We start from the raw sequence: 22,365 nt of genomic DNA, 5'->3' as shown, positions 1-22,365 counted from the left end.
CCCGCGGCTTTCAGTTATTCCAAAGGGAAATTTTTCAATGTCCAAGCAGATTTTAATTCTTCCCGGCGACGGTATCGGCCCTGAAATCATGGCCGAAGCGGTCAAGGTGCTGGAACTGGCCAACAAAAAGTTTCAGCTCGATTTCGAGCTGAGCTATGACGAGCTGGGTGGCGCGGCGGTCGATAAATATGGCGTTCCACTGGCTGACGAGACGCTGGAGCGTGCTCGTGCGGCGGATGCCATTCTGCTGGGCGCGGTTGGCGGGCCGAAGTGGGACGCCATCGATCCGGCCATCCGCCCCGAGCGTGGCTTGTTGAAAATTCGCTCCCAGCTGGGCCTGTTCGGGAATCTGCGACCGGCGCTGCTGTACCCGCAGCTGGCGGCTGCCTCTAGCCTTAAGCCGGAGATCGTGTCCGGTCTGGATATTCTCATTGTCCGGGAGCTGACTGGCGGCATCTATTTCGGCCAGCCGCGCGAGAGCAAAACGCTGGAAAATGGCGAGCGTATGGCGTTCGATACGCTGCCTTACAGCGAAAGTGAAATCCGTCGGATCGCCAAGGTCGGGTTCGACATGGCTCTTGTTCGAGGCAAGAAGCTCTGCTCGGTGGACAAGGCGAACGTACTGGCATCCAGTCAGCTGTGGCGCGCTGTTGTGGAGGAGGTCGGCAAAGATTATCCGGATGTCGAACTTAGCCATATGTATGTCGATAACGCAGCGATGCAGTTAGTACGTGCGCCGAAGCAGTTCGACGTAATCGTCACCGACAACATGTTCGGCGACATTCTGTCGGACGAAGCTTCCATGTTGACCGGCTCGATCGGCATGCTGCCTTCTGCTTCTCTCGACTCGAACAACAAAGGCATGTTCGAGCCTTGCCATGGTTCAGCTCCGGATATAGCCGGGAAGGGTATCGCCAATCCGCTGGCAACGATCCTCTCGGTGTCGATGATGCTTCGCTACAGCTTCAACCAGGTCGCTGCCGCAGATGCGATCGAGAAGGCAGTTAGCAACGTGCTCGACCAGGGATTGCGAACAGGTGATATCTGGTCCGAAGGTTGTGAAAAAGCGAATACTCAGGTGATGGGCGATGCGGTAGTCGCGGCGCTCGCGAAGTTGTAATCTCTCTGGCCCCATTGCACCGGCCGTTGATAGCGCTAGCGGGCGACGGCTAGGCGGAAACGCCGAATAGTGCGAGGCGTGGTGTTTGATGTGTATGAACAACGCGCCCGCGCTTTTGAACCCGAAAGCGTCTTTGTTTATCGACGGCCCGTCACGCGGGCCACATATATATAGGTGTAGTTGCGATGAAACGTGTAGGTCTGATCGGTTGGCGCGGTATGGTTGGTTCCGTGCTCATGCAGCGGATGCTGGAGGAGCGGGATTTCGACCTGATCGAGCCGGTGTTCTTTACCACCTCCAACGTCGGCGGTCAGGGTCCTTCGATCGGCAAGGAAATAGCGCCGCTGAAGGATGCCTACAGCATCGACGAGCTGAAAACTCTCGATGTAATTCTCACTTGCCAAGGTGGTGACTACACCAGTGAAGTCTTCCCGAAGCTGCGTGAGGCGGGCTGGAAAGGCTACTGGATCGATGCGGCGTCCACGCTGCGCATGCACGACGACGCGGTTATCGTGCTGGATCCGGTGAACCGCAAGGTCATCGACCATCAGCTGGATGCGGGCACACTCAACTACATCGGTGGCAATTGCACCGTCAGCTTGATGCTGATGGGGCTTGGCGGTCTGTTCGAGCATGGGCTGGTCGACTGGATGAGTGCGATGACTTATCAGGCCGCGTCTGGTGCCGGTGCGCAGAACATGCGTGAGCTGATCAAGCAGATGGGTAGTATCAATGCTTCGGTCGCTGACGAGCTTGCTGATCCGGCTAGCGCCATTCTGGACATTGATCGAAAAGTTGCCGAATGCCAGCGCTCGGAGGCGTTCCCGGTCGATAACTTTGGCGTTCCACTGGCCGGTAGCTTGATCCCTTACATCGACAAGGAACTACCGAACGGGCAGAGCCGCGAAGAATGGAAGGCCCAGGCGGAAACCAACAAGATCCTGGGTCGATTCAAAAGCCCGATTCCGGTGGATGGTATTTGTGTTCGTGTCGGCGCCATGCGTTGCCACAGCCAAGCGTTGACCATCAAGCTGAACAAGGACGTGCCTATCTCCGATATCGAAGGCATGATTAGCCAGCACAACCCTTGGGTAAAGCTTGTTCCGAACCATCGTGACGCAAGCATGCAGGAGCTGAGTCCGACTTCGGTGACTGGCACATTGAGTGTCCCGGTCGGCCGCCTGCGCAAGCTGAACATGGGGTCGCATTACCTCGGTGCATTTACCGTCGGCGATCAGCTGCTTTGGGGGGCGGCCGAGCCGTTACGCCGCATGTTGCGCATTCTCCTAGAGCGTTAATCCTAGACAAAAGCGATACCAGAAGCGCCTCGGCAACCCCGCGGCGCTTTTTTTGTGCCGGAACCCACCGAGACGCATGCGAAGTGGCATAGTCGAGGTGGCGTTTCCCTGGTATTTCGTCGGGTTAAGTCTCGAATGTTCAGTGTCAAGAATGCTTTCCGCTACAGTGGTGCGCTTAAGTGGTTTGAAAAAGCCAGCACTCGGCGAACGCAGGTCGCCAGCAGTTGCGACTTGCTTGAAGCCCGCGGAGCTAATTTGTGGATTGGGTCTGATAACGTGCGAAAAGGCGTAGTGGGCGACGCTGCCTAGTCTGGTGAGTTGTTGATAAAACACTATCTGTAAAAGATACTTGCTGGAAGTTCGAAGAATTATTCTAGCTAACAACGCTGTTTAGGCTTATCGCTGACGGGGGACCGCCACCTGGCGGGCGCAGGCAGTGACTATAAGACCCTCTCGAAGATCCGAGAAAAGTTAAAAAACAAGGATTTACACAATGGTTCGGGTTCGCAATCTGGTGCTGGCAATCGCGGCTGCTACCGCGCTGACTTCCGAAATGGCTTATGCGCTGGGTTTGGGCGAGGTCACGCTGAAGTCCTCGCTGAATCAACCGCTGGTGGCTGAAATCGAACTGCTGGACGCGAAAACGTTAGCGCCCGGTGAAGTTGTGCCGGTTCTGGCGTCCGCTGAAGACTTCAATCGGGCAGGTGTCGATCGCCAATACTTCCTGACGGACCTGACTTTTACCCCGATTTTGCGCCCAGACGGCAAAAGCGTCATTCGGGTGTCTTCGACCAAACCGGTCCGCGAACCCTATCTAAATTTCCTGATCGAAGTGCTCTGGCCAAGCGGGCGGCTCCTGCGTGAGTACACGTTGCTTCTGGACCCGCCACTTTACTCACCGGAGATTGCCGCTTCGGTCGCGCCGCAACTGCCTGTTGCTGCTCCGATTTCCCGGCCTGCCGCAGCTCCGCAAGTCGCGACACGATCCGCTTCCTCCTCCGCCTCCAGCGCTGCGTCGTCAAGCGACCAGTACAAGGTCACGCCTAACGACACGCTGTGGGAGATTGCTGAGCGTGCACGCCAGGGCGGCACGGTCCATCAAACAATGTTGGCCATTCAGGATCTTAATCCCAACGCCTTTATTGGCAATAACATCAACCGCATGAAGAATGGTCAGGTGCTCCGTCTTCCTAATGCCGAGCAAATTGGCAGTCGTTCGCAAGCCGAGGCGATTCAGCAGGTCGCGCAGCAGAACGCGAGCTGGCGCCAGGCTTCAGGCTCGGCAGCACCAGCTGCTCGTCAGCTCGACGCCACTCAGCGTGGCTCGGCAGATGCTGCGCCGTCGCGCAGCGAACAGGGTGACAATCTCCGGCTAGTTGCTCCAGAACCTGGCAAGTCGACCGTTGGAAGTGATGAAGGGGCTGGTGGTGATGCGGCCGCATTGCGCGACAAGCTGGCTGTTAGCGAAGAGAGCCTCGATTCCAGCCGTCGCGAAAATCTCGACCTGAAGGATCGTCTCAACGACCTGCAGGGGCAGCTGGACAAGCTGCAGCGTCTGATGCAGCTGAAAGACGACCAGTTAGCAAAATTGCAGGCACAGCTCGCGGCCGGGACGGAAGCTGGAGCAGGTGTCGCTGCGCCGTTGACCCCTTCGGCCGAAGAGACTGGCACAAGCGCTGAGCTTGCGCCCGAGGCTGCTGAAGGGGGTTCTCAGCTTGGTGATGGAGCCAATGCTAGCCCGGACGCAGCGTCGCAGGCCCCTCAGAGCGAAACCATAGAGCCTCCTACGCAGGCCGAGCAAGCACCTGTTGTGCCGGCCGAGCCGGTTGCCGCTCCGCAAGAGCCAGAGACCGATGGCTACATCGACGAGTTGTTGGCCAGTCCCGTTCTGCTCGGCGTTCTGGGCGGCAGCGCGTTGCTGCTATTGCTGGTCGGATTAATGGTGCTGTCACGTCGTAACGCGATGAAAGAGGCCGAACTGCAGGAAAGCCTTCTTGCCGACAATTCGACTGATAATTTTTATGTCGCTCAGGCGGAGCTGGAGTCGTCTGAGAGCGATTCGGCCGATCTAGGCGCCGCGCACGATGCTGAACAGGTATCAGCAGATTCGCTTGCTGGCGCGGGTAGTGATCCCTTGGCCGAGGCGGATATCTATATTGCTTACGGTCGCTTTAATCAGGCTGCCGAACTGCTACAGAACGCGTTAAACGACGAGCCTCAGCGTAGCGACCTGCGGCTGAAGCTCATGGAGGTCTATGCCGAACTGGGCGATCGAGATGGATTCGCGAGGCAAGAGGCTGAGCTTCGCGAAATAGGTGGTTCGTTTGCGGAGATCGAGCAGACAAAGGCCCGTTATCCAGCGATGGCGGCCGCCGGTTTTGGTGCTGCGGCTGCCTCTGCCTCTACAAGCGATGATTTTGACACCTTCAGTCTGGATGATCTCGAGCTGGAAGAGCCAGCCCCGGTGACGGAGCAAAAGGCGGACGATGACTTCGATCTGAGCCTCGATGATCTCGAGCTGGACGATGACCTGGCGGTTGCACCCGTAGCGCCAGCTAGCGAAGCCACGCCGGAATTGGATGATGTCAACTTCGACGAAATCAGTCTCGAGGTCGCAGCCCAAGAGCAATCTGCCGACGATTTCTCCTTCGATCTAGACGAGCCGGCAGCAACCGAGAATGTGTCATTGGACGATGAGCTGGCCGGCTTCTCGCTTGATCTAGACGAGCAGCCCAGCAGTTCTACTCGTGACGAAGACCTGATGCTGGGTCTCGGTGACGAGGCAAAGCCAGCCTCGACCGAGTCGGTGGATGAGTTTGACTTTGAGCTTACTGACGCAGCGCAGCCCGCTGACATGCCGGACGAGTTCGACCTGTCGTTGGATGACGAGCCTGTAGCACCGGCAGCACCAGAAACCTTGTCATCAGAATTGGAAGTGGTAGAGGCCGAGCTTGAGGATCTATCGCGGGACGTCAATGAGCCGGTTGATCCGTCGCCCGAAGTGGCGGCGGCTGCAGCAGAGCCTGCCGCTTCGGCGCCTGAGGCTCTGGATGACGATTTCGACTTCTTTGCCGATACCGACGAAACCACCACCAAGCTGGACCTCGCGCGGGCTTACATCGATATGGGCGATGCCGAGGGCGCTCGCGATATTCTTGACGAGGTCATGAGCGAGGGAAGTGACACCCAGCAGCAAGAAGCGCGAGAGATGCTCGCTAAACTAGCCTGACTATGATCGAAGCAGTACACCAAGCGGCAGCCTCATCGGCTGCCGCTGACGTTTTCAGAATTGCCCTCGGGGTTGAATACAAAGGCGCCCGGTATCGTGGCTTCCAAAGGCAGCGTGACGGCGTGCCCTCCATTCAGCTGTCTTTAGAAAACGCCTTGAGCAAGGTCGCCGGGGGGCATTCGGTCACGTTGAGTTGTGCTGGGCGTACCGATGCGCTCGTTCATGCGTGTGCCCAGGTCGTGCATTTCGATACGCCGGTAAAACGATCCATGCACGCCTGGGTGATGGGTGCGAATCAAAACCTGCCCAGCGATATCAGCGTGACTTGGGCCAAGGAGATGCCTAGCAGCTTCGATGCACGGTTCAGTGCCATGGCCCGCCGTTACCGTTACGTGATTTACAACGATCATATCCGGCCTGCCCACCTAGCAGAGGAAGTGACCTGGAATCACCGTCCCCTGGATATCGCACTCATGCGTGAAGCGGCGAAGACCTTCGTCGGAACTCATGACTTCAGCGCATTTCGGGCGCGCCAATGCCAGGCAAAGTCGCCCATCAAGACGATTCATCATTTTGAATTGCTCCAGCATGGCAGGCTTATTGTGCTCGACGTACGTGCCAACGCATTTCTGCATCATATGGTCCGGAACTTCGCTGGCGTGCTCATGACAATCGGCGCCGGCGAGCAACCTGTCAAATGGGCGCGGGAGGTATTGGAGTCACGTGTAAGGCGAACTGGTGGGGTGACGGCTCACCCCTTCGGGCTGTACCTCGTCCAGGTGGACTATCCCGATCAGTTCCAATTACCTGAACGCTATTTGGGGCCGCACTTTCTGTCCGGTCTGCCGGATGTACGGGCACTCCCGCGCTGAGGCAAAAAAGCCCAAACTGAAACTGGCGCGGCGCAGGTGGTGATGCGGCTGATCGATGCAGGTTGCAGCCTCTGGTGCTTTTGTTACCATCCTGGGTCTTCTATCGCAGGTGTCCGCCGTTGCCTATCGTTCGTAGCAAGATATGTGGAATAACCCGAGTCGAGGATGCGCTTGTCGCAGCTGATGCCGGGGCGGACGCAATCGGCCTTGTGTTCTATGCCAAGAGCCCTCGGGCCGTCAGCATTCAGCAGGCGCAGAGAATCGTTGCCGCACTGCCGCCGTTCGTCACCACTGTAGGCTTGTTCGTTAACGCGTCGCGTTGCGAGATCAACGAAACGTTAGATGCGGTGCCGCTGGACGTGATTCAGTTTCACGGTGACGAAGCCCCCGCCGACTGCGAAGGGTTCTGTCGGCCTTGGTACAAGGCACTCCGAGTCCAGGCGGGCGAGGATGTTCGACGGCAGGCTGCGCGCTATGCTGGCGCCAGTGCCATTCTGCTCGATACCTTCGTTGCAGGCGTTCCAGGTGGGACTGGAGAAGTTTTCGACTGGTCACTGATCCCGGCTGACCTGCCTAAGCCCTTGATACTCGCTGGCGGGCTCACGTGCCAAAACGTCCAGCAGGCTGTGGCCGAGGTGCGGCCATTTGCCGTCGATGTCAGCGGCGGAGTGGAGCTCAGCAAAGGCATTAAAGATCCTGATTGTGTTAGGGAATTCGTTCGGTTGATAAGGGCGTCGATGTGACGAACCTAAGGCGTTTGCCGTCCAGTTACAGTTCGCTGTGCTGGCGAGCCGCCATTCATGCATCGCCGTTGATGCGCGATGACTCGAGTCTCAGCGACAGCGCCTTAAGGCCTATCGCTTACGCGACGCAGTGAGCTCCGATTGGAGACCGGTCGCAACGATGAATTTGCCGTGCAGACGTTACGCGCGGGACTGACAAGCTGTGGAGAATAAAAGCATGAGCAACTGGCTGGTAGACAAGCTGATCCCCTCGATCATGCGCTCGGAAACGCAGAAAAGCTCAGTGCCCGAAGGGCTGTGGCACAAATGCCCGTCGTGTGAGGCAGTCCTCTATCGGCCGGAGCTTGAAAAAACTCTGGACGTTTGCCCGAAGTGTCAGCATCACATGCGGATTGACGCACGCACCCGTCTGGACATCTTCCTTGATAAGGAAGGGCGTGAAGAAATAGCTGCGGACCTCGAGCCTGTTGACCGATTGAAATTCCGGGACAGCAAAAAGTATAAGGATCGCCTCTCCGCTGCGCAGAAACAAACCGGGGAAAAGGATGCTCTGATTGCGATGCGCGGAACCTTGATGCATATGCCAGTAGTAGCCTGTGCATTCGAGTTTTCCTTCATGGGCGGCTCCATGGGCGCAATAGTCGGCGAGCGTTTTGTGCGTGCTGCGAACGCTGCGCTTGAGCAGCGTTGCCCTCTGGTCTGCTTCGCAGCATCCGGTGGTGCTCGTATGCAAGAGGCGCTGATCTCCTTGATGCAGATGGCCAAAACCTCCGCTGTCCTGGCTCGTATGCGCGAAGAGGGGTTGCCATTCATCTCCGTCCTCACCGACCCGGTTTATGGTGGCGTATCGGCGAGTCTGGCCATGCTGGGGGATGTCATTGTTGCGGAGCCTAAAGCGCTCATCGGTTTTGCTGGCCCGCGTGTGATCGAGCAGACTGTGCGCGAAAAACTACCGGAAGGGTTCCAGCGCAGTGAGTTCTTGCTTGATCACGGCGCTATTGACCTGATCGTTCCTCGTTCCGAGTTGCGCGCTCGTCTGTCGCGTCTTCTGGCTCAGCTGCAGCAAATGCCTACTCCAGGTGAGCCTGCTTTGGTCACGGCTGACGCATGACCCAGCGGAGCCTGGAGGACTGGCTCGGATACCTTGAACAGCTGCATCCCGTTGCCATTGATATGGGCCTTGAACGATGCCGGGAGGTGGCCGCGAGGCTTGGGCTAACGCGTCCAGCTCGCCAGGTCGTCACCGTTACAGGTACCAATGGCAAGGGATCCACCTGCGCCTTCATTGCTCGAATGCTGGTGGGGCAGGGCAAGACGGTCGGTGTCTACAGCTCGCCGCATCTGTTGCGCTACAACGAGCGGGTTCGTTTCAACCAAGTCGATGCGACAGACGAGGCATTGTGCGAAGCGTTCGAGGCGGTCGAGCAAGCGCGTGGCTCTGTTTCTCTCACCTATTTCGAAATGGGCACGCTGGCTGCTTTCTGGCTTTTCGAGCGTGAGGCGCTCGATGCCGTGGTATTGGAGGTCGGGCTTGGTGGGCGTCTCGACGCGGTGAATATCGTGGATGCCGACGTGGTAGTGGTAACCAATATCGGCTTGGATCATGCCGAATGGCTTGGAACGACCCGCGAAAGCGTGGCGTTTGAAAAGGCCGGAATATTTCGTGCTGCAAAGCCCGCGGTATGTGGTGACGCCGACCCTCCAGAATCGATGCTGGAAAGCGCGGCTCGGTCCGCTGTGCCGCTTATCGTCCGTGGGCGCGATTTCGACCTGCATAGGGAAGCAACCTGCTGGCATTGGCGTGGCATTGACGCCCAAGGCGCCGTCCGAGAGCTGTCAGATCTGCCGATGCTGACCCTGCCACTGGATAACGCTGCGCTAGCGCTACAGGCGTTTGCATTGCTCGAGTCGTCTTGGCAGCCTGAGCGACTGGTCGAGGCGCTACAGAGCACCCGAGTTACCGGACGCCTGGACCGCCGCACCGTCTACTGCCGCGGCGTTGAGCTTTCGGTAATGCTAGACGTTGGGCATAACCCGCACGCAGCTGTCTATCTGGCTGAGCAGCTCCTTCGGGAGTCGAAGCCCGGTCGCCGCCTCGCGGTGTTCGGTCTTTTGGCTGACAAGGATCTCTCGGGTGTCATTGACGCGCTGGCGACTGTTTTTGATGCTTGGGCAGTCGCACCATTACCCACCCATCGCTCGCGCTCTGCGGACGAGTTGCGTTCGGCATTGATGGAACGCGGCGAGGCAGTCACTATCTACACTGGCATATCCGAGGCGCTCCAGCGGCAATGTGATGAGGCGCGCGAGGGCGATGAGATAGTGGTGTTTGGGTCTTTTTATTGCGTGGCTGAAGCGCTGGCCTGGCTTGATCGGCACGCATCGAGTGGAGGGCATGCTCTTGGTGGATAGAGGATTGTTGCAGCGTATCGTCGGCGCGTTGGTGCTTGTTGCGCTGGCAGTGATATTCGTGCCTATGCTTTTCAATCGTGATGATGCCGGCCAGCAGGTTGCCGTCGATGCGCCCGCAATGCCAGAAACACCAGCTATACCGGCAATCGAGACACAGCCTGTAGAGGTGCCTGAGCCAGAGGTCGACCCGTTCCCAGAAAATTACGAAATTATCGAAGAAGGGCCTGTGGCTGAATCCAATAGCCCGGCGGACCCCATCAATCCTGCTCCTGTGGGATCACAGCCTGCTCCGGTCACTCCCGAGTCGGCAAGCGCTCCGCCTCCACCGGTCAAGCCGGCAGCGACTGATGAGCAGCGGTTGGACGCAGCCAATCTGCCGGTCAGTTGGTCCGTTCAGCTGGCCAGCCTTTCCAGCCGTGAAAACGCCGACAAGCTCGAGAAAACACTACGATCTCAAGGCTACAACGCCTACATACGTACTGCGGACGGGATGAACCGGGTGTTCGTGGGGCCTTTGGTGGAGCGGGCAGAAGCCAATCGTCTGCGGGACCAATTGCAGCGACAGCAGAAGCTCGACGGGTTCGTTGTACGTTTCAAGCCAGAGCAAGGCTGACTCATAACGGCGTTCCAGTTCGTTTAAGCGGTAGCCTGGGGGCACCTACGCGGTGCTTACTCCCTGGCTTGCGCTCTGGTAAAATGCGCCGCCTTTCTCCTTTGCAGGAAACCCTGTGACATTCACCTGGGTCGATTGGGCGTTCATCGCCGTTGTGGTCATTTCCAGCCTGATCAGTTTGAAGCGCGGTTTCGTCAAGGAAGCGCTTTCCCTGCTCACCTGGATCATTGCCGGCGTCATCGCCTGGATGTTCGGTGGTGCGCTTTCGCACCATCTCGCGGACTTCATCAGCACACCTTCCTTTCAAGTCATCGCAGCGTGCGTAATTCTGTTCGTAGTGACGTTACTAGTTGGCGCACTGGTTAATTTTCTCGTGGGAGAGCTGGTACGCGTCACCGGCCTTTCCGGTACGGATCGCTTCCTTGGAATGGTATTCGGGGCAGCTCGAGGGGGCTTGCTGGTCGTGGTGTTGGTTGGTCTGCTCAGCCTCGCCCCCGTCCAGCAGGATCCCTGGTGGCGAGAGTCAACGTTGCTACCGCACTTTCTGTTGGTTGCCGACTGGTCGAAGAACCTAATCCTTGGGTTTGGAAGCCAGTGGGTGGCCGGCTCGCTCGATGCTTCAAGCTAAGACGAGCAATCTTTAGAAGGACTCGGCACGGCTAAAACCTGTGTGATGTCCGGATCAGCCTGTAACAACTGAGAGGTTCCTTGCATGTGTGGCATTGTCGGCATTGTCGGTAAGTCGAACGTCAATCAGGCGTTGTATGACGCGCTTACCGTTCTGCAACATCGTGGGCAGGACGCAGCCGGAATCGTGACCAGCGACAGCGGCAAGCTGTTTCTGCGCAAGGACAACGGGCTGGTTCGGGACGTGTTTCAGCAGCGTCACATGCAGCGACTGGTGGGCAACATGGGTATCGGTCACGTGCGTTACCCCACCGCGGGCAGCTCTAGCTCGGCGGAAGCACAGCCGTTTTATGTGAACTCGCCTTATGGCATAACACTGGCGCATAACGGCAACTTGACCAACGTCGACCAGTTGACCAAGGAGATTTACGAGTCCGACCTGCGCCATGTAAACACCAATTCCGACTCGGAAGTGCTGCTCAACGTCTTCGCCCATGAGCTGGCAGTGCGTGGCAAGCTGCAGCCCACCGAGGAGGATGTCTTTGCTGCCGTCGCCAAGGTGCATGAACGTTGTGTAGGTGGTTATGCAGTGGTGGCCATGGTGACCGGCTATGGCATCGTTGGCTTCCGCGATCCGCATGCCATCCGTCCAATCGTGTTCGGGCAACGGCACACCGATCAGGGTGTGGAGTACATGATCGCGTCCGAAAGCGTTGCGCTGGACGTGCTGGGCTTTTCGCTGATCCGAGATCTGGCACCGGGCGAGGCCGTATACATCACGGCAGATGGCAAGCTGCACACCCGTCAGTGCGCGCCGAATCCGCGCTACGCGCCTTGTATCTTCGAGCATGTCTATCTTGCGCGTTCAGACTCGCTGATGGATGGCGTTTCCGTATACAAAGCGCGCCTGCGCATGGGCGAGAAGCTGGCCGACAAGATCCTCCGGGAGCGGCCCGAGCACGATATTGACGTCGTCATTCCAATTCCCGACACCAGCCGTACGGCTGCATTGGAACTAGCCAACCGACTGGGCGTGAAGTTCCGCGAAGGCTTCGTCAAAAATCGCTACATCGGTCGGACCTTCATCATGCCCGGCCAGGCCGCACGCAAGAAATCGGTACGGCAAAAGCTCAACGCCATCGACCTTGAGTTTCGCGGTAAGAACGTCATGCTCGTGGACGATTCCATCGTCCGGGGAACGACCTGCAAGCAAATCATTCAGATGGCCCGGGAAGCTGGGGCGAAAAACGTCTATTTCTGTTCTGCAGCGCCAGCCGTTCGCTACCCGAACGTTTATGGGATCGACATGCCCAGTGCACACGAACTCATCGCGCACAATCGCAGCACCGAGGAGGTCGCAGAGCTGATAGGCGCCGACTGGCTGATCTACCAGGATTTGCCGGACCTGATAGATGCAGTTGGTGGCGGTAAGGTAAAGATAGAGAACTTCGATTGCGCAGTGTTTGACGGTAAGTATGTGACTGGCGACATCGATGATGTCTATTTGCACAAGATCGAACAGGCCCGCAATGACCTCAGCAAGAGCAAGGGTGTCGCTGGCAGCGCGATAATCGACCTCTATAACAACTGATCGACAACCTGGCGGCCATGCCGCCTCGGTTCAAGGTGGAAAACGACTATGACAACCGACTGGGACGCAGGCCGGCTGGACAGTGATTTGTCTGGTGCGAGCATGGATACGCTGGCTGTTCGAGCGGGCCAGCGCCGCTCGCCTGAGGGTGAGCATGGCGAAGCGCTGTTCTTCACCTCCAGCTATGTGTTCCGGAGTGCCGCTGACGCTGCCTCACGTTTTTCCGGTGAGGTGTCGGGTAATGTCTATTCACGCTATACCAACCCCACCGTGCGGGCGTTCGAAGAGCGTATCGCTGCTATGGAGGGCGCCGAGCAGGCGGTAGCGACCGCCTCTGGGATGTCGGCGATTCTGGCCATGGTGATGAGCTTGTGTTCTGCTGGCGATCATGTGCTCGTGTCGCGCAGCGTTTTCGGTGCTACGGTTTCGTTGTTCGAAAAATATCTCAAGCGCTTCGGGCTCGAGGTCGACTACGTACCGCTTACCGAGCTTGCAGCCTGGGCGCCGGCATTCAAGCCCAACACCAAGTTGGTCTTCGTCGAGTCGCCATCCAACCCGCTGGCTGAGCTGGTCGACATCGCTGAACTAGCGGCGTTGTGTCACAGCAATGGTGCGATGCTCGCCGTGGATAATTGTTTCTGCACGCCAGTTCTCCAGCAGCCTTTGGCACTGGGTGCTGACATCGTCATTCATTCCGCCACGAAGTACATAGATGGTCAGGGCCGTTGTTTGGGCGGTGTGGTTGCCGGTCGTGCGGAGCAGATGAAGGAAGTCGTGGGCTTTTTGCGCACGGCAGGACCAACACTGAGCCCGTTCAACGCCTGGATATTTCTCAAGGGCCTGGAAACCCTGCGCCTGCGTATGCAGGCCCATTGCGCCAGCGCTCGTACGTTAGCCGAGTGGCTAGAGCAACAACCGGGGATTGAGAAAGTCTACTACGCAGGCTTGCCCAGCCACCCTCAACACGAATTGGCCAAGCGCCAACAGAAAGACTTTGGCGCGGTGCTGAGCTTTGAGGTAGCGGGGGGCAAGGAGGGTGCCTGGCGTTTCATCGATGCCACCCGCTTGATTTCCATCACGGCGAACCTAGGCGATAGCAAGACCACCATCACCCATCCTGGCTCGACGACCCACGGGCGGCTCTCTGCCGAAGACCGTGCCAAAGCAGGCATTCGCGATAGCTTGATAAGGGTGGCAGTGGGGCTCGAGGACGTGGTTGATCTACAAGCTGATCTCGCCCGAGGGTTGGCGGCGCTCTAAATCAATACGCTCAAGCAAAAAGGACCCCGCTACGAGGAGGGTCCTTTTTTTATGGAATACGGGTCAGTGCGAGCGTCGTGTGCTGAAATTGCGATTTCAGTCCTTTGCCGGCTCGAAGTTCACCACGAAACCGTCAAGGCGCTGTTCAGTCGCTAGTTCTTCTCGAACCCGATTGGCCTCCTGGCGACTGTCTATCGGACCCACGAACACCCGATGCGTACGGCCGGTAATGCGCAGGTAGGCGTCAAAGCCCTCCTCGCGAAGCTTGCTCGCCAGCGCCTGAGCACTGTCACCGTTTTGCAGGCTTGCCAGTTGCACTGCCCAGCCTGAGCGAGAGGACGCCTGAATCGGCGGCTGCGTTTGCGGTGTGAAGCTTTGCGGTGCACGTTGCGTTGCGGGAGTAGAGGGCATGCGGCTGCGTTGCTCGGGCTCGTTGGAGCGCAGGTCGATCGCCGGGGCTGGTTGTCCCTGTCCATCGAATAAGCCTTCCGGGGTGGCCGGAAGAATAGTCGGGCTGCCGGGGTTGGTTTCGATGACTCGGATGTCGCTGTACTTCTTACCCGACAATGCTGCCAGACCAGCACGGTCGCGAATCACGGTCGGTCGCAAAAACACCATCAAATTGCGTTTGATATGACTTTCCTGCGTTGAGCGGAACAGCGCTCCTAGCAGTGGGATGTCGCCAAGCAGAGGCACCTTCGAATCGGTTCGGGTCACATCGTCCTGAATCAATCCCCCCAGTACGATGACCTGGCCATCCTCAGCGAGGATAGTGCTCTTGATGGATCGTTTGTTGGTGACCAGGTCGACGGCCTGAGCAGAAAGGCTGGCGGATGGCGCAATCGAGGAGATCTCCTGCTCGATTTCCAGCCGTAGCGTGGCGCCCTCATTGATATGCGGAACCACCTTGAGCGTGACACCAATGTCCTCCCGCTCAATGGTCGTGAACGGGTTGTTCGCGCCGGAAGCGTCGGTTGTGTAGGTGCCGGTTTGGAACGGCACGTTCTGGCCAACCAGGATTTCGGCTTCCTGATTGTCCAGCGTCAACAAGCTCGGGGTGGAGAGTAGGTTGCTTTTGCTGTTGGCGGAAAGTGCGGTGATCAGTGCACCAAAGCTACGGGTGCCAACGCCAATGATCGCGCCGTCAGGCAGATTGTTGGGGATTTCATTGTCATTGATGGCGTTGAGCACGGTACCAATGGAAAGGCCTGTATTGCCAAAACTGACTCCGCCTACGCCGCCCGTGCCACCTCGTGCATCTACGGCCCACTGCACGCCAAGGGCGTCGGTGATATCGCCAGATACCTCAACGATGGCCGCCTCCACCATCACCTGCGCCCGCGGCACATCGAGCTGGCGCACGATTGATTCGAGAGTCGATATCAATTCGGGTTCCGCCAGCATGACCAGTGCGTTGAGGCTCTCGTCCGCGCGAATGAGAATGTTCTGCTGACGTCCCGCTCCCCCTTGGACCTCGCCATCCCCTTGTTCGGCGAGGCCTTCGGAAATGTCGCCGAGCATCTCGGCCAGCGACTTGGCGTCATTGTGGCGAAGGCGAATCACCCGCGTATTGGCTGAGCGCGTGCTGGGCGTATCGAGTGTCTTGGCCAGGCTGGCCAGCTTCTGGCGCGCCAGTTCCGGTCCGGTGAAGATCAGGCGATTGGTGCGCGAATCGGCAATGATCTGCGCACCTGCGGTGTCCTTGGCCTCGCCGCGTGCCAAGGTATTGCGCAGGACTTCAGCGATGTCGACGGCCCAGCCATATTGCAAATTCACCACTGAGTAATCGTCGTTCTGGGCTTGGTCGAGCTGTCGGACCAGCTCTTCGATGCGTGCAATGTTGGCGCTACGGTCGCTGATGATCAACGCGTTCGCCGAGCTGACCGCAGCGAGATGTCCGTACTGTGGAACCAGTGGGCGGATCAGTGGGATCAGCTCGGTCGCGGAGGTGTGTTGGACCTGGATGACACGGGTTTCCAGCAGATCCCCTCCAGTCGGACCGCCACCGGCCTCCGATTTCGCTTCGGCATTCGGCACAATTCTGGCGACCTCACCCTGTGTGAGTACGCTGAAGCCGTGAGTTGCCATGACCGACAGGAACAATTGGTAGACCTCTTCCAGCGAGAGGGTCGTAGACGATACGACGCTCACCTGACCCTTTACGCGAGGATCAACGATGAAGGTCTGTCCGGTCAGTTGGCTGATCTGGTCAATGAAGGCCCGAATGTCGGCGTCCTTAAGGTTGATCGTCCAGCCGTCCTGTTGGGTCTCGCTTGGTTCGATTCCGGGATCGGCCGCGTACAGGGGCAGGGGGGCGGCGAGCAGACCGGCGGCGAGCAATGCAATGAGCGGGCGGGAGGAAAAAGGCAGCATCGGTCAGTTGTCTTCCGTGGTCTGTTCGTCGGAGGGCATGGTTTCTGGCGGGCTTGTAGCCCCTTCCATTTGTTGCCGGAGTGCTTCCATTTGCTGTTGAAGCATCTCCGCTTGCGGATCGAGAGCTTCCATCTCCGCTGGTTCACTGTAGTCGGGCAGGCTATCGGGCACGGCCGTCGGAGAACGGACGCTTGGGAAGAACAGGCTATCAATACGGCCGCCACGCTTTACCTCAACCCTGTCGGGTTGAACGCTGTACAGGCGTACCCCTGACTCCAGTTCTTGATCGACCCGATAAAGCTGTGGCGGTTGGCCGCTTAACTGAATGATCGCAGTCGACCGAGCCGGGTCTGCATGAACGAAGCTGCCTAGCAAGGTTAGATCAGAACTCGATTCGCCGGGCCTATAGCTTTGTCCGCTCGAGGCCGGGGAACCGAACAACCCTTCCATTCGCTCCAGATCAGGCGCGGCCCCGGCGGGTTGGCTGCTGTCCGTGATGGCTGCAGGCGGTGTTTGGGTCAGTCTGAGCCAGGCCATGACCTGACTGGCCAGGTAGAGACCAAATAGCACGACAATGACTGCGCTGAGGATCAGGGGCGCAAACCGGCGAATTTTCTGCAGTGCTGCGGGGGAAGCCAAGCTAGGCACTCCGTGAAACCAAATGTTTGATGGTCATGAACGCTAACTCGCGGCGGCGGTTGCTGACAGTATGAACAGCGGGCTTGGGTTGCCAGTGTAGACCCGGACCATGACAAAGAAGCACTTGAGTATGCCAGTGCAACTGACTGTTTTTCAGGCAAAAGGTGCCCGGAGGTCGTGGAATGAGCGATGGGGCCACGAGGGCTTGGAATATTTTTGAAAAAATCGCGACACACTGTTGACTTGATTTCCCTTGGTGCGTAAATTGCGCGCCTCGCAGGGCGATCAGCCATCAGCCTTAACGGTTGACACTAAACGCCTTGCGAGTCGGACGAAAGTCCAGCCGACGCGCAGCGGTAGTTCAGTCGGTTAGAATACCGGCCTGTCACGCCGGGGGTCGCGGGTTCGAGTCCCGTCCGCTGCGCCATATTTGCTTCCCTTCTGCGGAAGCCACGCGAAAAGCGGCCTTTGGGCCGCTTTTTTCGTTTCTATCGTCTGTATTTCTCCTTCGCTTCATCGAGCGTCAGGCGCTTGCGTCTGGCCGCGATGCGCTTGCCTGTCGTCAACTCAGACGACTCTAAAAAATTGTACATCGTGGGTTTAAAGTAGCAGTTTGCACTGCTTGGATGGCGTTATAGCGCCTAAAAGCCGGCTGTTTTCGATTGTAAGAGCTAAATACTTGTACAAACATATGTCATTGTGACATCTTGTTGTACAAGTTATGGGTGGACTAGAGCTTTCTCTTGCCGCGGCGTAACGACATTCATCCCCGGCTGCCGCGCAGCACGTATGCAGAGATTCTCAATGAACAAGCAGATGTCAGTATCCAAGCGCCTCGGTCTCGGATTTTTCGTCATTCTCGCGTTGATGGCAGTCGTGGCCATGGTCAGTGCGCTAAAGGTCGACACGATCGATCGAACCATGAAAAGCATCAGCTCTCAGGCGGGCCTGAAGCAGCGCTACGCGATCAACTTCCGGGGAAGCGTTCATGATCGCGCAATTGCCGTGCGGGACGCGGTTAGCGCGGCTGACGCTGATTTCGCACGAGGTCGGGTAGCGGAGATCGATCATCTTGCAAAGTTATATGCCGACTCCGCCGGCCCGATGAAGGCGATGCTTGCGCAGCGCACGGCTGACCCGGTCGAGCTTCAGCTGATGGGGCAGATCGAAGCGATCGAAGCGAAGACCAACGACCTGACCCGAAAAGTCGTCGACATGCGTTTCGCTCAAGGCTCGGAGCAAGCTTATGCCTTTCTCTTGGAAAATGTCGCTGGCGCATACAGCGAGTGGCTTCGGCTGATCAATGCCTTTATCGACCACCAAGAAACGTCGATAAGCGAGCAAGTGACTGTGGTGCGCGATACGGCTAGCGGTTTTCTAGTGCTTATCATCACAGTCACTGGTCTAGCGATTTTGCTGGGCACAGCTATCGCTATGCTGATCATCCGCAAGTTGCGATCGACCCTTGGTGCTGAGCCTGATGAGGTGGCGCGGGTAATTGGCAACCTTGCCGACGGCGATCTCGGCCAGGTGATCCTCACCCGCTACCCGGACAGCGTAATGGGGGCAACTGCGAAGATGGCCGGTCGACTGACCGGCATCATCGCCGAGGTTCGTGCTGCTGCAGACGGGCTGGGTGTCGCGTCGGGAGAACTGCTTACCTCATCGTCCAACAGCAGTCAGCAGATTCAGCAGCAGTCCGCAGAGGCTGAGCAGGTGGCGACCGCCATCAATCAGATGGCGGCGACTGTCAGTGAAGTCGCAAACTTTGCGGCCCGGGCCGCGATGGCCGCCAAGAGCGCCGACGAGCAAGTCGAGACCGGCACGCGAGTGGTGGGTGAAACGGCGATATCGATCCACAATCTGGCCAAGGTGCTCGAGCAAGCCACCGAGACGGTTAGCCAGGTCTCCAAGCAAAGCGGCAGCATCGAAGAGATTCTTCAGGTCATTACCGCCATTGCGGAGCAGACCAATTTGCTGGCGCTTAATGCTGCCATCGAGGCCGCACGCGCCGGTGAGCATGGTCGAGGCTTTGCAGTGGTGGCGGACGAGGTGCGGTCGTTGGCGAACCGGACTCAGCAATCGTCAAGCGAGATCAGCGAAATGATCGAGTCGTTGCAGGCGGGAGCAAGCAAGGCGGCTGAGGTGATGCAAACCAGCAAGCGAATGGCGCAGCAGACGGTCGAGCAGACCCTCGAGGCGGAGGGCGCTCTGTCGAAGATCCGCCAGGAGGTTGGCTCGATCAACGAAATGAATGCCCAGATCGCCACGGCATCCGAGGAGCAGAGCGCGGTGGCCGAGGAGGTCAACCAGAGCGTGACGCGCATCCATGACTCCGCAGTGGCCAGCTCGGCCGCCTCTAATCAGGTTGCCGCTTCGAGCAGAGACCTGACGACGCTCGCCCAGGAATTGAATCGAAAGGTTGGTTACTTCCGGGGCTGATGCAGGAGGCCTAAGCCTTGCTGGTGCACGGCATAGTGACCTTCGGACGCGTTAGGCGTATTGCCGGCGCGGCTGATGGCCGCAGCTGAGCCACAAAAAAGGCCAAAGTGGAGGGGCATGGCCACATCCTTGGCTGTTTTACCTTGACCTGCGTCAACCTGTAACGGGGTATCCGGCGCACCCTTGCGGTTAAATGCTGTCAGTAATGCGTGTTGTGACTAACAAGCCAGGGGCTGATGGCGTACTGACGAGGGGTGGTTAATGTTCGGTTTGGAAGCGCTTGAACTTGCGCGGATCCAGTTTGCTTTCACGATTTCCTTCCACATCATCTTTCCAGCGATCACCATCGGGTTGGCGAGTTTCCTGGCAGTGCTGGAAGGGTTGTGGCTGAAAACCAAGCGCCAGGTCTATCGAGATCTCTACCATTTCTGGCTCAAGATATTCGCCGTCAACTTCGGAATGGGTGTGGTATCAGGGATCGTCATGGCCTACCAGTTCGGTACGAACTGGAGCGCCTATTCCGAGTTCGCTGGAAGCGTCACGGGGCCATTGCTGGCTTACGAGGTGCTGACAGCTTTCTTCCTTGAAGCCGGTTTCCTCGGCGTCATGCTGTTTGGCTGGAATCGCGTGGGCGCCGGGCTGCATTTCTTTTCGACGCTGATGGTGGCAGTCGGCACCCTGATCTCCACGTTCTGGATCCTGGCTTCGAACAGCTGGATGCACACACCGCAAGGGCACGAGATCATCGATGGCATCGTGATCCCAGTGGACTGGTTTGCCATCGTATTCAACCCCTCGTTCCCGTACCGTCTGACGCACATGGCGATTGCTGCCTTTCTCGCGACTGCGTTCATGGTCGGCGCATCTGCCGCCTGGCACCTGCTGCGCGGCAATGACAACCCGGCGGTGCGAAAGATGCTTTCCATGGCGATGTGGATGGCGCTGATCGTTGCGCCGATCCAGGCCGTGGTTGGAGATTTTCACGGGCTCAACACGCTTGAATACCAGCCAGCGAAGATCGCCGCGATGGAAGGTCATTGGGACAACTCGTCAGGTGAGCCTACTCCGTTGTTGCTGTTTGGCTGGCCGGATATGGAGCGCGAAGAAACCCGCTACAAGGTCGAAATTCCGTACCTCGGTAGCCTGATTCTCAAGCACAGCCTGACCGAGCAGATCCCGGCGCTGAAGGATTTCCCCAAAGAAGACCGGCCCAATTCCACGATTGTGTTCTGGACCTTCCGTGTGATGGTCGCGCTCGGTCTGCTGATGATCTTCACAGGCTTCTGGAGTCTGTGGCTGCGTCGGGGTGGCAGGCTGTTCCACTCCAAGCCCTTCTTGCGCCTCGCATTGCTGATGGGCCCGTCGGGGATTATCGCAATTCTCGCCGGCTGGTTTACCACCGAGGTTGGGCGGCAGCCGTGGGTGGTGTACGGGATCATGCGGACCGCCGATGCAGTATCCAACCATGGCGCCGGGCAGCTTGGTCTGACCCTGGCGATGTTCGTCCTGATCTACCTTGCGGTGTTCGGCATCGGGTTCGTCTACGTCCTGCGTCTGATCGGCAAAGGGCCAATCATCAACGAGGGAGACGAGAAGGGCGCCGGTGGGCCAGGGGAGAAGCGCACACCGATGCGGCCGCTGTCTGCCGCAGACGAGGCGATACCGCACGATCATGGCGACAAACTGGGCGAGAGGAACTGAGTTATGGGTATTGATCTTTCGCTGATCTGGGCCGTCATCATCATCTTCGGCATCATGATGTACGTGGTGATGGATGGGTTCGATCTGGGTATCGGCATTCTCTTTCCGTTCCTGGCCGATACCTCCGAGCGGGACGTCGCGATGAACACCGTGGCGCCAATTTGGGACGGCAACGAGACATGGCTGGTACTGGGCGGTGCAGGGCTGTTCGCAGCGTTCCCGCTTGCCTATTCCGTCGTGCTTTCGGCGCTCTACCTGCCGATCATCTTCATGCTGATGGGGTTGATCTTCCGTGGTGTGGCGTTCGAATTTCGCTTCAAGGCCAGCGCGTCTCGTCAGCATGTGTGGGACAAGGCCTTCGTTGGCGGCTCGCTGGCGGCGACCTTCTTCCAGGGTGTCGCACTTGGCGCCTTCATTCATGGCTTCCCCGTGGTCGATCGAGCTTATGCCGGTGGTCCGCTGGACTGGCTGACACCGTTCTCGGTGTTCTGCGGTGTGGCGCTAATCGCGGCGTATGCCCTGCTGGGCTGCACCTGGCTGATCATGAAGACCGCTGGCGATCTGCAAAAGCGCATGCATGACATCGGCATTCCGCTGGTCTGGGCCGTGCTGGCCGTAACCGGGATCGTCAGTATCTGGACACCGCTGACCCATCCGGATATCGCTGAGCGCTGGTTCAGCATGCCGAACCTAATCCTGTTCCTGCCGGTGCCGATTCTGGTGCTGGCATGTACGTTCGGGCTGCTTCGATCGATCAAGCGTTACGCTCACTACTCGCCATTCCTGTTCACCCTGGCGCTGATTTTCCTGGGCTACAGCGGACTCGGAATCAGCCTCTGGCCGAACATCATTCCGCCGTCCATCAGTATCTGGGACGCCGCCGCACCGCCTCAGAGCCAGGGGTTCACCCTGGTCGGGGCGTTGCTGATCATCCCGCTGATCCTGATGTACACCGCGTGGAGTTACTACGTATTCCGCGGCAAGGTCAGTGCAGACGACGGCTACCACTGAAACGGGCCGTCACGGAGCGATATATGCAAAACAAGCACGAAAGCGGTGCAGCCAGACCCAAACCGCTGTGGAAGCGCATGACCTGGTTGGTTTTGATCTGGTCGGCCAGCGTTCTCGCCCTGGGCGTGGTTGCCTGGCTGCTGCGCCAGGCGATGACCGCGGCGGGTCTGACATCGCCCTAACCGCCGCGCTAGAGCCTATCTGTCGCCTGCGGCGATATGGCGCGTTGTGGCAGCAGCCCGCTCGGGCTATTTATTGGTCATCCGCCGTGTGAAGCGCTTCATGTTTCGGTCATGTACGCAGGTTAGTTTCGCTGGCATGGACTTTGAAACGCAGAACTGGGCAAACCGAAGAAGAGGATCGTTTCTATGGATGACTATCAAGACGAAATTCTCGAGTGGCACGCATCTGAGCAGGACGGGCCGGAGCCTGCT

At 58.2% G+C, this 22,365-nt stretch carries 17 protein-coding genes, 1 tRNA gene and 1 pseudogene; 17 read left to right on the top strand and 2 right to left on the bottom strand.

The genetic code is table 11. The annotated features are described in order from the left end of the window. The first annotated feature begins 37 nt into the window (after nucleotides 1-37). From leuB to ACQKIK_RS11335, 11 genes are all read left to right on the top strand, one after another. On the top strand, nucleotides 38-1,120 hold the full coding sequence (gene leuB, locus ACQKIK_RS11385; protein ID WP_045426085.1) for a 3-isopropylmalate dehydrogenase: 1,083 nt from the start codon (nucleotides 38-40) through the stop codon (nucleotides 1,118-1,120). Between the two features lie 185 nt (nucleotides 1,121-1,305). Continuing rightward, on the top strand, nucleotides 1,306-2,418 hold the full coding sequence (gene asd / locus ACQKIK_RS11380; protein WP_045426088.1) for an aspartate-semialdehyde dehydrogenase: 1,113 nt from the start codon (nucleotides 1,306-1,308) through the stop codon (nucleotides 2,416-2,418). A gap of 493 nt (nucleotides 2,419-2,911) precedes the next feature. Beyond that, entirely contained in the window at nucleotides 2,912-5,647 is a 2,736-nt protein-coding gene (locus ACQKIK_RS11375) for a motility hub landmark protein FimV (RefSeq protein ID WP_499136018.1), read from the top strand. Nucleotides 5,648-5,649: 2 nt separating this feature from the next. Beyond that, nucleotides 5,650-6,519: a tRNA pseudouridine(38-40) synthase TruA gene (gene truA, locus ACQKIK_RS11370; protein ID WP_045426094.1), complete on the top strand. Its 870-nt coding sequence runs from the start codon at nucleotides 5,650-5,652 to the stop codon at nucleotides 6,517-6,519. A 119-nt stretch (nucleotides 6,520-6,638) separates the two neighbouring features. Further along, nucleotides 6,639-7,262 carry a phosphoribosylanthranilate isomerase gene (locus tag ACQKIK_RS11365; RefSeq protein ID WP_499136016.1) on the top strand — a complete coding sequence of 208 codons (624 nt, stop codon included), beginning with the start codon at nucleotides 6,639-6,641 and terminating at the stop codon, nucleotides 7,260-7,262. A 217-nt stretch (nucleotides 7,263-7,479) separates the two neighbouring features. Next, complete coding sequence (gene accD, locus ACQKIK_RS11360; protein ID WP_045426099.1) at nucleotides 7,480-8,373, top strand: acetyl-CoA carboxylase, carboxyltransferase subunit beta; 894 nt, start codon at nucleotides 7,480-7,482, stop codon at nucleotides 8,371-8,373. Continuing rightward, nucleotides 8,370-9,674, top strand: a complete 1,305-nt coding sequence (gene folC, locus ACQKIK_RS11355; protein WP_499136014.1) for a bifunctional tetrahydrofolate synthase/dihydrofolate synthase — start codon at nucleotides 8,370-8,372, stop codon at nucleotides 9,672-9,674. The genes accD and folC overlap by 4 nt, the downstream gene beginning before the upstream one ends. Next, nucleotides 9,658-10,287 carry an SPOR domain-containing protein gene (locus ACQKIK_RS11350; protein ID WP_499136013.1) on the top strand — a complete coding sequence of 210 codons (630 nt, stop codon included), beginning with the start codon at nucleotides 9,658-9,660 and terminating at the stop codon, nucleotides 10,285-10,287. The genes folC and ACQKIK_RS11350 overlap by 17 nt, the downstream gene beginning before the upstream one ends. A gap of 115 nt (nucleotides 10,288-10,402) precedes the next feature. Next, on the top strand, nucleotides 10,403-10,915 hold the full coding sequence (locus tag ACQKIK_RS11345; RefSeq protein ID WP_045426108.1) for a CvpA family protein: 513 nt from the start codon (nucleotides 10,403-10,405) through the stop codon (nucleotides 10,913-10,915). An 84-nt stretch (nucleotides 10,916-10,999) separates the two neighbouring features. Beyond that, the gene (gene purF, locus ACQKIK_RS11340) at nucleotides 11,000-12,505 is read left to right on the top strand and encodes an amidophosphoribosyltransferase (RefSeq protein WP_045426111.1); all 1,506 of its coding nucleotides are present in this window, start codon (nucleotides 11,000-11,002) and stop codon (nucleotides 12,503-12,505) included. Nucleotides 12,506-12,553: 48 nt separating this feature from the next. Then, the gene (locus tag ACQKIK_RS11335; protein ID WP_064482553.1) at nucleotides 12,554-13,765 is read left to right on the top strand and encodes an O-succinylhomoserine sulfhydrylase; all 1,212 of its coding nucleotides are present in this window, start codon (nucleotides 12,554-12,556) and stop codon (nucleotides 13,763-13,765) included. Nucleotides 13,766-13,861: 96 nt separating this feature from the next. Here the strand turns inward: ACQKIK_RS11335 and gspD are convergent, their stop codons facing one another. Together gspD and ACQKIK_RS11325 are read right to left on the bottom strand one after the other, a co-directional pair. Beyond that, nucleotides 13,862-16,138 (bottom strand): type II secretion system secretin GspD, encoded by a 2,277-nt coding sequence (gspD, locus tag ACQKIK_RS11330; RefSeq protein WP_499136011.1) that lies wholly within the window; start codon nucleotides 16,136-16,138, stop codon nucleotides 13,862-13,864. A gap of 3 nt (nucleotides 16,139-16,141) precedes the next feature. Beyond that, complete coding sequence (locus ACQKIK_RS11325) at nucleotides 16,142-16,777, bottom strand: type II secretion system protein N (protein ID WP_499136010.1); 636 nt, start codon at nucleotides 16,775-16,777, stop codon at nucleotides 16,142-16,144. Nucleotides 16,778-17,127: 350 nt separating this feature from the next. Here ACQKIK_RS11325 and ACQKIK_RS11320 point away from each other — a divergent pair. From ACQKIK_RS11320 to ACQKIK_RS11295, 6 genes and pseudogenes are all read left to right on the top strand, one after another. Next, a tRNA-Asp gene (locus ACQKIK_RS11320) sits at nucleotides 17,128-17,204 on the top strand. 362 nt (nucleotides 17,205-17,566) lie between these two features. After that, nucleotides 17,567-18,094 (top strand): annotated as a pseudogene (locus ACQKIK_RS11315) (MCP four helix bundle domain-containing protein); the annotation flags it as partial. A gap of 117 nt (nucleotides 18,095-18,211) precedes the next feature. Further along, nucleotides 18,212-19,219, top strand: coding sequence for a methyl-accepting chemotaxis protein (locus tag ACQKIK_RS11310; RefSeq protein WP_499136426.1), 1,008 nt, complete (start codon nucleotides 18,212-18,214; stop codon nucleotides 19,217-19,219). A gap of 261 nt (nucleotides 19,220-19,480) precedes the next feature. Then, a complete protein-coding gene (locus ACQKIK_RS11305) occupies nucleotides 19,481-20,920 on the top strand; it encodes a cytochrome ubiquinol oxidase subunit I (RefSeq protein ID WP_499136009.1) in 1,440 nt (479 codons plus the stop codon). 3 nt (nucleotides 20,921-20,923) lie between these two features. Next, nucleotides 20,924-21,931, top strand: a complete 1,008-nt coding sequence (gene cydB, locus ACQKIK_RS11300) for a cytochrome d ubiquinol oxidase subunit II (protein WP_064482548.1) — start codon at nucleotides 20,924-20,926, stop codon at nucleotides 21,929-21,931. A gap of 23 nt (nucleotides 21,932-21,954) precedes the next feature. Continuing rightward, complete coding sequence (locus tag ACQKIK_RS11295; RefSeq protein ID WP_045426130.1) at nucleotides 21,955-22,113, top strand: DUF2474 domain-containing protein; 159 nt, start codon at nucleotides 21,955-21,957, stop codon at nucleotides 22,111-22,113. Nucleotides 22,114-22,365: the final 252 nt, after the last annotated feature.

Origin of the sequence: Pseudomonas sp. NPDC047961 (assembly GCF_050272435.1) — a bacterium.
In the GTDB taxonomy this organism is placed as follows: Bacteria; Pseudomonadota; Gammaproteobacteria; order Pseudomonadales; family Pseudomonadaceae; genus Stutzerimonas.
This window is presented reverse-complemented; position numbering and strand designations above follow the sequence as displayed.

What these genes read in the sequence shown, in the direction of transcription:
- leuB (WP_045426085.1), top strand. Translation starts at nt 38, where the DNA reads ATGTCCAAGCAGATTTTAATTCTTCCCGGCGACGGTATCGGCCCTGAA.
- asd (WP_045426088.1), top strand. Translation starts at nt 1,306, where the DNA reads ATGAAACGTGTAGGTCTGATCGGTTGGCGCGGTATGGTTGGTTCCGTG.
- ACQKIK_RS11375 (WP_499136018.1), top strand. Translation starts at nt 2,912, where the DNA reads ATGGTTCGGGTTCGCAATCTGGTGCTGGCAATCGCGGCTGCTACCGCG.
- truA (WP_045426094.1), top strand. Translation starts at nt 5,650, where the DNA reads ATGATCGAAGCAGTACACCAAGCGGCAGCCTCATCGGCTGCCGCTGAC.
- accD (WP_045426099.1), top strand. Translation starts at nt 7,480, where the DNA reads ATGAGCAACTGGCTGGTAGACAAGCTGATCCCCTCGATCATGCGCTCG.
- folC (WP_499136014.1), top strand. Translation starts at nt 8,370, where the DNA reads ATGACCCAGCGGAGCCTGGAGGACTGGCTCGGATACCTTGAACAGCTG.
- ACQKIK_RS11350 (WP_499136013.1), top strand. Translation starts at nt 9,658, where the DNA reads ATGCTCTTGGTGGATAGAGGATTGTTGCAGCGTATCGTCGGCGCGTTG.
- purF (WP_045426111.1), top strand. Translation starts at nt 11,000, where the DNA reads ATGTGTGGCATTGTCGGCATTGTCGGTAAGTCGAACGTCAATCAGGCG.
- ACQKIK_RS11335 (WP_064482553.1), top strand. Translation starts at nt 12,554, where the DNA reads ATGACAACCGACTGGGACGCAGGCCGGCTGGACAGTGATTTGTCTGGT.
- gspD (WP_499136011.1), bottom strand. Translation starts at nt 16,138, where the DNA reads ATGCTGCCTTTTTCCTCCCGCCCGCTCATTGCATTGCTCGCCGCCGGT.
- ACQKIK_RS11310 (WP_499136426.1), top strand. Translation starts at nt 18,212, where the DNA reads ATGCTGATCATCCGCAAGTTGCGATCGACCCTTGGTGCTGAGCCTGAT.
- ACQKIK_RS11305 (WP_499136009.1), top strand. Translation starts at nt 19,481, where the DNA reads ATGTTCGGTTTGGAAGCGCTTGAACTTGCGCGGATCCAGTTTGCTTTC.
- cydB (WP_064482548.1), top strand. Translation starts at nt 20,924, where the DNA reads ATGGGTATTGATCTTTCGCTGATCTGGGCCGTCATCATCATCTTCGGC.
- ACQKIK_RS11295 (WP_045426130.1), top strand. Translation starts at nt 21,955, where the DNA reads ATGCAAAACAAGCACGAAAGCGGTGCAGCCAGACCCAAACCGCTGTGG.